This is a genomic window from Bradyrhizobium sp. 142, from assembly GCF_023074015.1.
In the GTDB taxonomy this organism is placed as follows: domain Bacteria; phylum Pseudomonadota; class Alphaproteobacteria; order Rhizobiales; family Xanthobacteraceae; genus Bradyrhizobium.
In genome coordinates, this window is sequence record NZ_JADPKQ010000387.1 from 46,981 (window position 1) to 59,992 (window position 13,012).

Below are 13,012 nucleotides of genomic sequence, written 5' to 3' on the forward strand. Positions count from 1 at the left end.
TTGACCGCAGCCACTTCCGTCTATGCCCGCTTTCGCGAGACCGCCCTGCGCCGGGGTGCGGCTGGCTTTCTCAACGTGCTGCCGGAGACGGCCAGCATCTTCGGCATCGCGGCCGGCGAGATTTCGTACCGCGCGATGCTCGAGCGGATCGAGCGCTGGCGGGCCGCATTTGCGAGCCGCGGCTACGGCGAAGGACACAGGGTCGGGCTTCTGCTCCAGAACAGGCCGGTGTTCGTCGAATTGTGGTTTGCGCTGAACGCGCTCGGCGTGTCCGTCGTGCCGATTAATCCCGATTTGAGGATGAGCGAGCTCGAATACATCATCGCGCATTCCGAGATGAACGCGGCGTTGGTCCTCAGCGAGCGGCGGGACGAGGTTGAAACTGCGGCCCGCCAGGCGGGGTGCGCGATTCCGGTCGTGACCGACAGCGACGACGTTCCCGTACCCTTCGGCGGCGCGCGCGGTGCGATCGCCGGCGACGGCTCGACCGAATGCGCGCTGCTCTACACGTCGGGAACGACAGGGCAGCCCAAGGGCTGCGTGCTCACCAATACGTATTTCCTGCACAGCGGAAACTGGTATCGCGACGCCGGCGGGCTGATCGATTTCAAGCCCGATAGCGAGCGCATGATCACGCCGCTGCCGCTGTTCCACATGAACGCGATGGCGGTGTCGCTGATGGCGATGGTCTCGGTCGGCGGCAGCCTGACCATGCTCGATCGCTTCCATCCGCGCAGCTGGTGGCAGTCGGTGCGGGACAGCCGCGCCACCTGCCTGCATTATCTCGGCGTGATGCCGTCGATGCTGATGAGCGCTCCGGCATCGGACGAGGACAAGGCCCACGCCGTGCGTTTCGGGTTCGGCGCCGGCGTCGACAAGCTGCTTCATGCACCGTTCGAGGCGCGCTTTGGCTTCCCGCTGATCGAGGCCTGGGCGATGACCGAGACCGGCAGCGGCGGCGTGATCGCCGCCAATGTCGAGCCGCGCAAGATCGGCAGCAGTTGCTTCGGCCGCCCGGCGCCCGAGGTCGACATTCGCATCGTCGACGACCAGGGCGCCGATGCGCCGACGGGACTGCCGGGCGAGCTGTTGGTGCGGCGGGCAGGCGCGGACCCGCGCTACGGCTTCTTCCGGGAATACCTCAAGAACCCCGAAGCCACCGCGGAAGCATGGGATGGCGGTTGGCTGCACACCGGCGACATCGTCTCGCGTGATGCGGATGGCGATCTGCATTTCGTCGACCGCAAGAAGAACGTCATCCGTCGTTCCGGCGAGAACATCGCCGCAGTCGAGGTCGAATCCGTCCTCAATCGTCATCCCGCAATCCGGCAGGCCGCAGTTGCGGCGACGCCCGATCAGGTGCGGGGCGACGAGGTCGCCGCCGTCATCATCGCCGAGCAGGACGGCGCCGACCGGGCACTCGCCGAGGCCATCGTCCGCTGGAGCCTGGAGCAGATGGCCTATTACAAGGCACCCGGATGGATCTGCTTCGTCGACCGGCTGCCGCTGACCGCAACCGAGAAGATCCAGCGCGGCGGCTTGAAGGACTTTGTCGCCAAGCTGATGCATGACGGCGCGTTCTTCGACCTTCGTGAGCTGAAGCGGCGGCAGGTCTGAGGCATCCCATTTGCAGGAAACCGATCATGAGCCAGGCCCGCACCACACTCATTACAGGGGGAAATTCCGGGGTCGGCGAAGCGCTGGCCCGCCGGCTCGTCGACAAAGGACAGCGCGTGGTCTCGGTGGGGCTGGAGAAGCCCGGCTGGACGCATGATCTGCTCACGGCCTATTCCGCGGACCTGACGAGCCTCGAGGAGACCCGGGCGATCGCGCAAGAGATCAGCTCCGACCATGCGATCGATTGCCTCGTGCACAATGCTGGCATCATCCTGCCGAACCTTCTGCCCGATGCGAGACCCGAAGACATCCTGATGCTTGCGCAGCTGCACCTGGGGGCGCCGATGCTGCTGACCCAGGCCGCCCTGGAGGGCATGATGTCGCGCCGTTTCGGCCGCATCGTGTTCGTCAGCTCGCGTGCGGCGATGGGCGCGGTGACCCGCTCGGCCTATTCCGCCACCAAGGCGGGCATGCACGGCATGGCGCGGACATGGGCGCTGGAAATGGCCTCCAGCGGCATCACCGTAAACGTCGTCGCGCCGGGCCCGATTCTGACGGACAATTTCTGGGGCATCGTCCCGAAGGATTCCGAGCGGCAGGAGCGAATGGCCCGCAACGTTCCAGTCGGCCGGCTCGGCTCGCGCGAAGACGTCGCGCACGCGGTCGAATTCTTCCTCGACGAACGCTCGGACTTCGTGACCGGACAAGTGATTTATGTCTGCGGCGGCACCAGCTTGGTTGGCCTCGGGCCCTGATCGTCGATCGATCAGATCTGATTCTGGCGAATATTCTCCACCATCCTGGCCAGCACGCGGGCGCAGATTTCAACCTCGTCGGGGTCGATGCCGGCGGTCAGACGCTCGTAATTCTTTTCCATGATCGGCCAGATCTTGCGCAGCAGCGCCTCGCCGTCCGCCGTCAAGGCCACGACGCGGCGGCGCTGGTCCTCCTCGGCGATCTCTCGCTCGACGAGGCCCGATGAAACCATGGATTCGACCATGCGGCTGGCGGTCGACTGCTCGGTCACGGCGAGAACGGCGATCTCGTTGACGGTGAGAGTCTTGTAGATGAACAGCACTGACAGCGTGCGAAAGATGACGTTGCTGATGCCGTGCTCGCTCAGATCCCGGTTCTGGTCGAGATTCCAGCGGTTGGCCAGCCGATTGAGCAGATAGGGAATGTAGGCTTGCAGCTGGTCTCTCGTCCTTGGCGGACCGGATTTCCATCTGCTTCTGGATTCTTTGCCCATTATTTCTTGTGTCTCTGCTTCTTGCTCTCGGTGCGGATCTTTGAGGAGATGGACCGCAACACCGAAAGCGCGGCGTCGAGCTCGCGGCGCGGGACGTTCTCGAACCGCTCGCCGAGATGCTTCTTGTGGACATCGGCGGCCTTCCGGAACAGCGCCTCGCCCTTGGGCGTGAGCCGCACGATGAACGATCGCCGGTCCTCGCTCGACATTTCCCTGCTGATGAGGTCGTCGGCCAACAGGCGCTGCACGAGTCCGGACACGTTGCCGCCGGACACCTTTAGGTTCTGCGACAATTGCCCGAGCGCAAGTCCGTCCCTGCAACGATCGAGCTGAGCCAGTACGTCGAACTTTGCGAGCGACAGTCCAAACTCAGAACTCAGCACGGAATTCAGCGACCCGAAGAGCTCGCCATGCAAAGACAGCAATTGAAGCCACAGCCGGGTTTCGACCTGCCCGGGTACGGGAACAATGTGCGCTTTGAGTGCTGCCGGCATCGCATGACCATCGAGCACAGAGTGTCTCGTCGAGTGGAGGAATTTATCGCGGGTCTGTCGCTCCGATTAACAACCTGAGAATCGTAGTCAAGCTGTCTGATCCTGACGTCCTTCGGTCCGAACGGCAATCTATTCCTGTGCCGGGCGCGACCTGCATCATGCGAAGGTCTTGATGGTCTGGATCACGCCGTCGAGCTCCTTGCCGGCGCTGTCCTTCAGCGCCGCTTCCCGCAAGCGCCGCGCCCAGTCGGCGGCGTCCTCGCGCCGCTCGACCAGCTTGATCGCGGCCAGGGTCTTATCGAATTTCGACAGCCCCCGGCTGTGGGTATCGGAATAGCCTTTGACAAGGCGGCGGCATTGCAGAATTTCGACACCGAGCTGGTAGTTGGTGCCGACCGCGTCGGTCGCGGCCTTGAGCCATTCGTCCCGGTGCGCGGTCTCGATTGCGTGGCGCAGCGAGCGGCGGCGCAGGCCGCGAAGTCCCCCCACGACATAAAGCGCCAGAAACCAGGGCAGCGAATAGGTCCGCACCCGGCGTCCTTTGTTGACGCGGCGATCGAGCCAGCCGAGGAGGCGCGGCCTTGCGCCCAGCCAGCGGCCGAAACCCGCCGGCAGCATGCCCATGACCTCCTCCATGCGGGGATGCATGAATTCGGTGGTCTGGAGCACCTGTCCCTCAGACATCTCGAGCTCGCTCTCGATGCGCGCGCGGCGACCAGCGCGCGTCTTGAGGTCGGCCACGCGGATGACGTCGTCATAGGTCATGGCGTTGGCGAGATATTTTGCTGCGGCCTGGGTGAAGGCATAGCCCCTGTCGGCGCCGCCCGAATTCCGGTCGGCCGCGTGCAGCGATTTGAGGATGTCGAGGTATTCGGCGCCGTAGGTGACGTCCTGGAAGTCGACCACCTTCTTCAAGCCAGCGCGGCTCATGGCCAGCGTGGGCTCGGGCAGCTCCTGCTTCACTCTTGCGACAAGCCCGGCGAGTTGCGGATCTGGCGTCGCAGGAGAGGGGATGCTGTCGGCGACCTTCGATTGCACGGGCGCCGCGACTTCGGGAGGCCCGGTCTCGACCCGGTCAAAGGCCGCTTCAAAAGTTCGTATGCTGGCCTTGGCCCCCTTCTCGCCGGCGCGGATGACATCGAGATAGCTTTCGCGGCCGAAGGGCAGCACGTTGGCCGCAGCGAGCGCGCCAAACATTGCAGCCGAGATGACGCTGCCGTGCTCGATCGCCAGCGCATTCAAGTCGAAGATGATCTCGGTCTTGGCGGCAACGCCGATGGCGCCGGTGACGGCGTCTCCGTCGGCAATGCCGTTACCCGGCGCGATCTTCTCGCCGATGGCAAACGACCGGTGGTTGGAGGCGATCAGCGTCGTGCGGTCCGGCGTCACCAGGCCACGCAGGATCGAGCGCCCCGCTTCCATGAACTCGGCGGCCATCACGACGTCGACATCGCCAGGGGTGGGCATCAGCGACAGGATCGGCTTGCGGCCATCCAGTGGCGGCATCGCCTCGATGTAATAGATCGTGGCACCGGTCCGCTGGGCGACGCCGGGCACCGAGGTCGATTGCGCGACCCAGCCGTGGTTCTCGGCGAGTTGAACGATCCAGCCGGTCAAGACGCCGCCGCCCTGGCCGCCCATCGCGACGATCGCGATCGAGATCGGCCGCTCGGTCGCGTCGCCGGCGGCGGGGAGGGCGAGCCGGACCGTTTCGTCTCTCATGCCAGCGCCTCGAGCGCCGGACGCCCGCGATCACGCCGCCGTTGCAGCCAGCCGATCACGGCCATGGCGATTTTCGATTTGAACGTGTCCCAGCGGGTCGGGTTATGAATGACATCGGCGCGATAGAAGGAGGGGCACAGCACCGCGGCTTCGGCGACCTCGCCGCAATTGCCGCATCCGACACAGGAATTGTCGATTGCCGCAACGGGATCGTCCCGCAAGGGATCGTCCAGCTGCTTCACGGAAAGCGAGGGACAGCCGGAGAGCCGGATGCAGGCGTGATCGCCCGTGCAAACATCCTCGTCGACGCCGAAGCGCTCCTTGACGATGCGCAACCCGTCTTTGATCGCCTTGTTGATCTGCGGCTTCACGCGGCGCTGCTTGTTCAGCATGCATTCGGAGGAGGCGACGATGACCTTGGGGCCTTCGTCCCTGGTCGTCAGGGCCTCCTTCAGCGTGTCGCGCATCTTGCCGACGTCGTAGGTGCGGTCGATCTGGCGGACCCATTGGCCGCCGATGCCCTTCACGGCCTGCACGATCGAATTGTTAGTCTTGCGCCGCTTGTTGGTCGCGCGCGACGACAGGATGTCCTGACCGCCGGTCGCTGAGGTGTAGTAGTTGTCGACGATCAGGAAGACGCCGTCATGCTTGTTGAACACGGCATTGCCGATGCCGCTGGTCAGCCCGTTGTGCCAGAAGCCGCCGTCGCCCATCACTGCGATCGAGCGCTTGTCGGCCTTGACGTTGAAAGCCGAGGTCGAGGCCGGGCCGAGGCCGAAGCCCATGGTCGTCGCGCCGATGTTGAAGGGCGGCAGGATCGAGAACAGGTGACAGCCGATGTCGGCCGAGACGTGGTGCTGGCCGAGTTCTTCTTCGACCAGCTTCATCGCTGCGAAAATCGGTCGCTCCGGGCAGCCGGTGCAGAGCCCGGGCGGGCGCTGCGGGACGGCCTGCTTGAGCTTCTCGACGGCGGGGTGGTTGAGCACGGGAGCAGCATCCGGTGCCGGCGGTCGGTTGCCGAGCAGCCGCGGCTCAGCCTTTTCCAGGAATTCTCTGATGCCGCCGAGCAGGACCTGCGCGGTGTAGTCGCCGCCCATCGGCAGCACGTCCTTGCCGTGGACGCGCGCATTGATGTCCTTGCGCCGCAGCACCGTGTTGATCGCCTGCTCCAGATATTCCGGCTGGCCTTCCTCGACGATGAGGACGGCCTCCTTGTCGAGGCAGAACTCTGCGACTTCAGTGTCGATCACGGGGTAGGTGACGTTCATGATGTAGAGCGCAACCTGGGTGTTGCCGTAGGCGTCCGACAAGCCGAGATATTGCAGTGCGCGGATCACGTTGTTGTACATGCCGCCCTGCATGATGATGCCGACCTTGCCCTGCTCCGGCCCCATCCGTTCGTTCAGCTTGTTGTCGCGGATGAAGCCGATCGCCGCGGGCATCCGCGTCTTGATCTTCTCCTGCTCATGCTCATAGGCCGCCGGCGGCAGCACGATGCGCCCGAGATCCCGCTTGGGGTTGTTCAGCGCGTCCCTGATGGAATAGCCTGGCTTGACGTTGTCCTTGCAGGCGAAGCTGCCATGCATATGACATGCGCGCACGCGAACCTCGAGCATCACCGGGGTGTTCGAGGCCTCCGAGAGCTCAAAGCCCTTCTCGATCAGATTGACGATGCATTCATGGTCGGGCCGCGGATCGAGCAGCCACATCTGCGATTTCATGGCGAAGGCGTGGGTGCGCTCCTGCATGATCGAGGAGCCTTCGCCGTAATCCTCGCCGACGATGATCATGGTGCCGCCGGTGACGCCGCCGGAGGCAAGATTGGCGAGCGCGTCGGAAGCGACATTGGTGCCGACCGTCGACTTCCAGGCAACCGCGCCGCGCAGCGGATACATCACGGATGCCGAGAGCATCGCGGCTGCGGCCGCTTCGTTGGCCGAGCTCTGGAACACGACGCCGAGATCGTCGAGCACGTCCTTGGCGTCGGCGAGCACGTCCATCAGATGCGAGATCGGCGAGCCCTGGTAGCCGCCGACATAGGCGACGCCAGACTGCAGCAGGGCCTTGGTGATGGCGAGGATGCCTTCGCCGCGGAAGGTGTCGCCCGTGCCGAGCCTGAGATCTTCGACTTCGCGAGCGAAAGACCGTTCAGCCATTGCATCCTCCAGAAATATGCATTAACATACTTTTACATGTGAAGTAAGTCAACGCCGGGCCGTGCTGCCAACCCCAGTTCGGGAGCGGTCGTGAGCCAGCGACAGGGTAGGGCCGATGCTCAAGCTGCCTCGCTTCAAGGCTGCCGCCATCCAGGCTTCATCTGAGCATCTTAACGCGAGCGCGACCGCCGACAAGCTGGCTTCCGCAGCCTACGAGGCGAGGCCAATGGCGCAAGTCCCGTTGGCTATCCGAGATGATGGTCCCGGCCATCGTCTCTTTGGAACTGGATCATCGATCCTGGCCTGGCAAAGGCCATCGACGGACGGGAACGCTTCGATCCAGCGACGTCATAAGACAGGACTTGGAAACAGGACTTGGAAACATGACTTGGAGGATGAGATGCGCGAAAACGTGATCGGCCGGGCCAATGTCGAGGACACTCCGGAACTCAAGGCCTACTACAAGGATCTCGAGAGATACGAAGCCGGTGCATTGTGGACGGTCGCCAACAAGATCGAGCCATGGCAGCCGCAATCGGCGTCCATTCCCGTGCTCTGGCGCTACAACGACCTGCGCGAACACGTGCTGCGATCGGTAGAGCTGGTGTCTCCGGAAAAGGCGGGGCGCCGGGTGATCTATCTCAACAATCCCGGTCGTCGCGACGTATCGGCAGCCGTCGGCTGGCTCTACTCGGGCTTGCAGGTCATGCATCCCGGCGAGGTCGCCTCGGCCCACGCGCACTCGGCCTCGGCCTTGCGCTTCATCATGGAAGGTTCGGGCGCCTACACCGTCGTCGACGGTCACAAGATGACGCTAGGGGCGCGGGATTTTGTGCTCACGCCGAACGGCACCTGGCACGAGCATGGGGTCGATGGCAACGGCTCGGTCTGCATCTGGCAGGATGGCCTCGACATTCCGCTGGTCAATGCGCTGGAAGCGAACTTCTTCGCGGTCTATCCCAAGGTTCAGCAGGAAGAATCCGGCTATCCCGTGGACGGCACGACCAAGACCTGGGGCAATCCCGGTCTTCGCCCGGCCGGCTCGAAATGGTCGAAGGGCTATTCCCCCATGTTCAAGTACGAGTGGGAGCCGACATACGACTCCTTGCGGAAATATGCCGCCGCGACCGATGGCTCGCCTTACGACGGCATCCTCATGAACTACGTCAATCCGGTCACTGGCGGACACGTGATGCAGACGATCGGCGCCAGCATGCAGTTGCTGCGGCCGGGCGAACGAACGAAGTCGCATCGGCACACCGGCAGCTTCATCTACCAGGTGGCCAAGGGCCGCGGCTATTCCGTGATCGGTGGCAAGCGCTTCGAATGGCAGGAGCGCGACATCTTCTGCGTTCCATCCTGGGCCTGGCACGAGCACGGCAACGCCTCGGACAGCGAGGACGCCTGTCTGTTCTGCTTCAACGACCTGCCCGTCATCGAAAGTCTCGGCTTCTACCGGGAAGAGGCCTATGGCGACAATGCGGGCCACCAACCAGTTGCCGCCTGACGTCACTTGCAGAATTCAACAGAACAAGCCGGATAAAGCTTCATGCGCCTTGTTACCTACACTTTGGGCTCCAGCGGCGCCCGCCTCGGGGTCCTCGTTGATGGATTGGTTGTGGATGTCCAGCGCCTCGGTGCGTCGCATGGCCTTGCATCGCCGAGCGACATGCTGTCGTTCATCGACAACAGCGTGACGCTGCTGCCCGCACTCAGGAACTGTCTGGACGATGCCAATCGTCGCTTGCCGGTCGGCTCCGCCGTTCCGGTCGAGGAAGTGAAGCTGCAGGCGCCGATCCCGCGGCCACGAAAGAACATCTTCGGCATCGGGCTGAACTACCGCGCGCATGTGGCGGAATCCGCCAAGAGCCTGGATACGGACAAGGATCTGCCGAAGCAGCCGGTCGTCTTCTCCAAGCCGCCGACCTCCGTCATCGGTCCGGGCGCGGCGATCCAGCACAATGCGAAGATGACGCAGCAGCTCGACTGGGAAGTCGAGCTCGCCGTCATCATCGGCAAGACCGCGACCCGCATCCCGGTCGAGAAAGCGATGGACCACGTCTTCGGCTATTCGGTGATGATCGACGTCTCCGCGCGCGACAATCGCCGTGCCGGCCAATGGATCTTCTCCAAGGGCATGGATACCTATGCGCCGTTCGGCCCCTGCATCGTGACCTCGGACGAGATTCCAGATCCACATGACCTGCGGCTATGGCTGACGAAGAACGGAGTTACGAAACAGGATTCCAACACCAAGTACATGATCTTCGATGTTCCGGCCCTGATTGCCGACATTTCGTCGGGAATGACGCTCGAGCCCGGCGACATCATCGCGACGGGAACGCCGGAAGGGGTCGGCGCAGGCATGACCCCGCAGGAATGGCTGTGGCCGGGCGACGTGGTGGAGGCCGGGGTCGACGGCGTCGGTGTCATCCGGCATCCCGTCGTCGCGATCTGATGACGGCGCTCTCGTTCGACCGCAAGCTGCGGTTCGCGGACTGCGATCCCTCCGGAATCGCCTACTTCCCGTCCTATCTGAACATGCTCAACGGAGTCGTCGAGGACTTCTGGGCGGAAATCGGATTTCCCTGGCCGGATTTGATCACGGTGCGGAAGATCGGCACGCCCACCGTGCATCTGACCTGCGATTTTTCCCGGCCGTCGATGTTTGGCGATCTCCTCACGTTCAAGCTGCGCGTAGGGAGGGTCGGCCGGGCATCGCTCCACTTGGCGCATGTGGTCTCGGGCGCAGATGGCGTACGCTGGCGTGCACGCCAGATCCTTGCTGCGACATCGCTGGTGGATCATCACGCGATTCCCTGGTCCGATGATATTCGCGCCGCGCTCGTGTCGCATCTGCACGCGGACGAGGCAACGCAGGTGGCGCCGTCGTGATCTCGCTGTTCATGACGTTCTCCGATCTGGCAAGCGAACGGCGGATTCATCCCGACGAAGTTGCCGCCGCAGCCGAGTTGGTCGGATCGATCCCGGACATGACGGAGGGCTTGCTGTTCACTCCGCTGGAACAGTCGGTCGATCATCCCTACAAGGCCGATGGATCCGGTCCCGTGTTTGCGCTTCAATTGCGATTTTCGAATCTGTTCGCATGCGAGGCGGCAATGGATCGCGGCGGCGTTCTTGCCGGTCTGGCGACGGGTGCCGGATTGTCGGGTCTCACCGGATTGGACGTCACGCACCAGGTGATGCTGACGCGCCCATTTCCCGTCGATGTCGCCGCGCATCCGGATGCTGCGGCCATCCCGTGCAGCTACCTCGTTCACTACCCCGGGCCGGCGGAAGACCTGAACGCCTGGCACCTGCACTATCTGGAGCATCACCCGTCGATCATGCGGACCTTCCCGGACATCCGTCAGATCGAGATCTATACCCGTATTGATTGGGTCGACCGGCTTCCGTCGCAAAGGGTCGAGTACATGCAGCGCAACAAGCTGGTGTTCGACAGCCCGGCAGCGCTTTCGCGCGCGCTGAGCTCCGACGTCATCAAGCGCATGCGCGCGGACTTGGTCCAGTTCCCGCCCTTCTCGGGCGGCAACAAGCATTTTCCGATGCTGACGCGGGTGGTTATGTCTAAGCCTTAGATGGCCGACAGCGTGAAAAAATATGATGTGAGCCCGCAAATTCAGATTGATCGCCAGATGTCCGCTTTGGTGCTCATTTCAGGCTCAAGTCAAAGTCACGGCACTTCCGAAATGGGCCAATGGACTAAACCGCTCGCGCGGTAGGACGCTGCGGCTGACGGCGGAGCCAAGAGGATAGCGCAACAGGGCGTCCTGTCTTGAGATCGAGGGATTTCGACAACCACCAAGACGATCCAAGAGATTATGAGCCCGCTGGAGCATATCGCCCGCAAGATCGAAAAGGTCGAGCCGCCCGCTTAAGCGCGGCTCGCGTGCCGCGTCCATCGCTGGAGGTCGCAGACATTTTTCGCGGCCACGGACCGGCATGGCGCCGGGCCAATGCCGGCCATGTGAGCCTCGGCCAACTCAAGGTGATGTCGGCGATCGAGAACTGCCGCACGGCGGCGCTCGGTGGTCATGTCGCGCGCTGCGAGGACTGCGCCTATACCACCATCGCGTACAACTCCTGTCGCAACCGGCGTTGCGCGAAGTGCCAGGAGGCTGCGGCAAAGCAATAGCTGGCGGCGCGCGAGGCTGATCTGCTGCCGGTGCCGTACTATCATGTCGTGTTCACACTGCCAGCGGCCATCGCCGATATCGCCTACCAGAACAAGGCGATCGTCTACGATCTCTTGTTCAAGGCCTCGGCCGAGACCCTGACCACGATCGCCGCCGACCCCAAGCATCTCGGCGCCCGCGTTGGCATCACCTCGGTTCTCCATACCTGGGCTCGGCCATGACCCATCACCCGCACGTCCACATGATCGTGCCGGGCGGTGGCATCTCGCTCGACGGCGAGCGCTGGGTGGCGTCCCGGCCCGCCTTCTTCCTGCCCGTGCGCGTGCTCTCGCGCTGTCCCGCCGGTTGTTCCTGGAGAGGCTGATCGCGGCCCACAGAGCCGGCCTCCTGATGTTCTTCGGCGATCATACCGGTCTCGCCGACCCGCAGGCATTCGCGATGTATGTGGCACCGCTACGCCGCGCCGAATGGGTGGTCTATGCCAAGCGCCCGGTTCGGCGGGCCACAGGCCGTGCTGGCCTACCTGTCGCGCTATACCCACCGCGTCGCCATCGCCAACAGCCGGCTGATCGCCTGCGACCGCACCCGCGTCACCTTCCGATGGAAGGACTATCGTGCCGATGGTCGTGATCGTCAGAAGGTCACGACACTTGCTACCGGCGAGTTTATCCGCAGATTCCTCATCCATGTCCTACCGCAAGGCTTCCACCGCATCCGCCACTACGGCCTGTTCGCCAGCGGCGCGCGCGCCGACAACATCGCCCAAGCGCGCGAATGCTCGCCGTTTCAAAACCTGAAGGCCAGCCCACCGGTGCCGCCGTCGATCACCGCAAGTCGACTCGTCCATGCTGCGGCGGTCGCATGATCATCATCGAGGTGTTCCAGCGCGGTGCCACGCCACGGTATCGGCCGACAGGTCCGACAACCGTCATCAGGATCGACACCTCATGATCGCATCACAATCCCGCAAAACGGGTCGTCGCGCTCGCTGCCTCTCGATCGGCCACGGCAGAGCGCGCTCAGATGTCCAGCCGGTGTCGCAAATCGCCCGCCAACTCACAGCGTTCAACGCGACCCGCCGCTCATTCGTCAGCCGCTCCGCCCTCGGCCAACTCGCTGAACCGGTTCAACTCCAATCACCCACATCATCCGCGGCACTCAAATCCCCATAGCCCACGCCGCGACATCCACGTCCCCCCTCCCGCGGTGTCCTTGTATGGGGCTTTTTTTGTCAAGGAGTTCTTTTGTCTTTCGTCAGTTTCTTTGTTCGATCTCAAAGCCCCGTTTCTTCGTCCCGACCCGCGGCTCGCTGACGTCGTCGCGCGCAGGAGCTGTCAAGGTTGGCCGTCGCGCCAACCGTGCGGCATGCTCCGGGCTTGCCAGGCCATACCTTGACAGCTTCGAGCACGACGGCACCGCTCGGTGCGATCGGGATGACGATCAGAGGGGAGCCCGCTTGCGGGGCGCGGATCAGTCGCGTCACAACCTTGTATTCGGTGGGTCCAAGGACCCAAACCATGATGCAGTCATGCGCATCGGCAGCGAAGCTCCGAAGCGGCGGACCCATTCTCCCTTTCGGCATTGAAAGCCAAGGAAACACGTCGGGGCTCGGCCACC

General features: G+C 63.5%; 13 protein-coding genes and 1 pseudogene. 9 read left to right on the forward strand and 5 right to left on the reverse strand.

Annotated features, from left to right (window positions below; all coding sequences use genetic code 11):
* Together IVA82_RS35355 and IVA82_RS35360 are read left to right on the forward strand one after the other, a co-directional pair.
* A complete protein-coding gene (locus IVA82_RS35355) occupies positions 1-1,617 on the forward strand; it encodes an ATP-dependent acyl-CoA ligase (protein WP_247389961.1) in 1,617 nt (538 codons plus the stop codon).
* A 26-nt stretch (positions 1,618-1,643) separates the two neighbouring features.
* A complete protein-coding gene (locus IVA82_RS35360) occupies positions 1,644-2,372 on the forward strand; it encodes an SDR family oxidoreductase (RefSeq protein WP_247389962.1) in 729 nt (242 codons plus the stop codon).
* Positions 2,373-2,383: 11 nt separating this feature from the next.
* On the opposite strand, the gene IVA82_RS35365 is transcribed toward IVA82_RS35360, so the two are convergent.
* The 4 genes from IVA82_RS35365 to IVA82_RS35380 all read right to left on the reverse strand — a co-directional run bounded on the left by IVA82_RS35365 (position 2,384) and on the right by IVA82_RS35380 (position 7,238).
* Positions 2,384-2,866, reverse strand: a complete 483-nt coding sequence (locus tag IVA82_RS35365) for a MarR family winged helix-turn-helix transcriptional regulator (protein ID WP_247389963.1) — start codon at positions 2,864-2,866, stop codon at positions 2,384-2,386.
* Positions 2,866-3,378, reverse strand: coding sequence for a MarR family transcriptional regulator (locus tag IVA82_RS35370; protein WP_247389964.1), 513 nt, complete (start codon positions 3,376-3,378; stop codon positions 2,866-2,868). The genes IVA82_RS35365 and IVA82_RS35370 overlap by 1 nt, the downstream gene beginning before the upstream one ends.
* Before the next feature lie 138 nt (positions 3,379-3,516).
* Positions 3,517-5,082 (reverse strand): indolepyruvate oxidoreductase subunit beta family protein, encoded by a 1,566-nt coding sequence (locus IVA82_RS35375; protein WP_247389965.1) that lies wholly within the window; start codon positions 5,080-5,082, stop codon positions 3,517-3,519.
* A complete protein-coding gene (locus tag IVA82_RS35380; RefSeq protein ID WP_247389966.1) occupies positions 5,079-7,238 on the reverse strand; it encodes an indolepyruvate ferredoxin oxidoreductase subunit alpha in 2,160 nt (719 codons plus the stop codon). The genes IVA82_RS35375 and IVA82_RS35380 overlap by 4 nt, the downstream gene beginning before the upstream one ends.
* Before the next feature lie 400 nt (positions 7,239-7,638).
* On the opposite strand from IVA82_RS35380, the gene IVA82_RS35385 reads away from it, so the two are divergent.
* The 7 genes and pseudogenes from IVA82_RS35385 (at position 7,639) to IVA82_RS35415 (ending at position 12,260) form a co-directional block, all read left to right on the forward strand.
* Positions 7,639-8,745, forward strand: a complete 1,107-nt coding sequence (locus IVA82_RS35385) for a cupin domain-containing protein (protein WP_247389967.1) — start codon at positions 7,639-7,641, stop codon at positions 8,743-8,745.
* A 42-nt stretch (positions 8,746-8,787) separates the two neighbouring features.
* Positions 8,788-9,696, forward strand: coding sequence for a fumarylacetoacetate hydrolase family protein (locus IVA82_RS35390; protein WP_247389968.1), 909 nt, complete (start codon positions 8,788-8,790; stop codon positions 9,694-9,696).
* Positions 9,696-10,133: a thioesterase family protein gene (locus IVA82_RS35395; protein WP_247389969.1), complete on the forward strand. Its 438-nt coding sequence runs from the start codon at positions 9,696-9,698 to the stop codon at positions 10,131-10,133. The genes IVA82_RS35390 and IVA82_RS35395 overlap by 1 nt, the downstream gene beginning before the upstream one ends.
* A complete protein-coding gene (locus IVA82_RS35400; RefSeq protein ID WP_247389970.1) occupies positions 10,130-10,837 on the forward strand; it encodes a hypothetical protein in 708 nt (235 codons plus the stop codon). Before IVA82_RS35395 ends, IVA82_RS35400 begins: the two co-directional genes overlap by 4 nt.
* Before the next feature lie 311 nt (positions 10,838-11,148).
* The gene (locus tag IVA82_RS35405) at positions 11,149-11,394 is read left to right on the forward strand and encodes a transposase zinc-binding domain-containing protein (protein ID WP_247389971.1); all 246 of its coding nucleotides are present in this window, start codon (positions 11,149-11,151) and stop codon (positions 11,392-11,394) included.
* A 30-nt stretch (positions 11,395-11,424) separates the two neighbouring features.
* Positions 11,425-11,616: a hypothetical protein gene (locus IVA82_RS35410; RefSeq protein ID WP_247389972.1), complete on the forward strand. Its 192-nt coding sequence runs from the start codon at positions 11,425-11,427 to the stop codon at positions 11,614-11,616.
* Positions 11,617-11,636: 20 nt separating this feature from the next.
* Positions 11,637-12,260, forward strand: a pseudogene (locus IVA82_RS35415) (transposase).
* Between the two features lie 408 nt (positions 12,261-12,668).
* Here the strand turns inward: IVA82_RS35415 and IVA82_RS35420 are convergent.
* Positions 12,669-13,012: hypothetical protein (locus tag IVA82_RS35420; RefSeq protein WP_247493746.1), on the reverse strand; the 344-nt coding region annotated here is incomplete at its 5' end.

What these genes read in the sequence shown, in the direction of transcription:
- IVA82_RS35390 (WP_247389968.1), top strand. Translation starts at nt 8,788, where the DNA reads ATGCGCCTTGTTACCTACACTTTGGGCTCCAGCGGCGCCCGCCTCGGG.
- IVA82_RS35360 (WP_247389962.1), top strand. Translation starts at nt 1,644, where the DNA reads ATGAGCCAGGCCCGCACCACACTCATTACAGGGGGAAATTCCGGGGTC.
- IVA82_RS35385 (WP_247389967.1), top strand. Translation starts at nt 7,639, where the DNA reads ATGCGCGAAAACGTGATCGGCCGGGCCAATGTCGAGGACACTCCGGAA.
- IVA82_RS35395 (WP_247389969.1), top strand. Translation starts at nt 9,696, where the DNA reads ATGACGGCGCTCTCGTTCGACCGCAAGCTGCGGTTCGCGGACTGCGAT.
- IVA82_RS35380 (WP_247389966.1), bottom strand. Translation starts at nt 7,238, where the DNA reads ATGGCTGAACGGTCTTTCGCTCGCGAAGTCGAAGATCTCAGGCTCGGC.
- IVA82_RS35365 (WP_247389963.1), bottom strand. Translation starts at nt 2,866, where the DNA reads ATGGGCAAAGAATCCAGAAGCAGATGGAAATCCGGTCCGCCAAGGACG.
- IVA82_RS35375 (WP_247389965.1), bottom strand. Translation starts at nt 5,082, where the DNA reads ATGAGAGACGAAACGGTCCGGCTCGCCCTCCCCGCCGCCGGCGACGCG.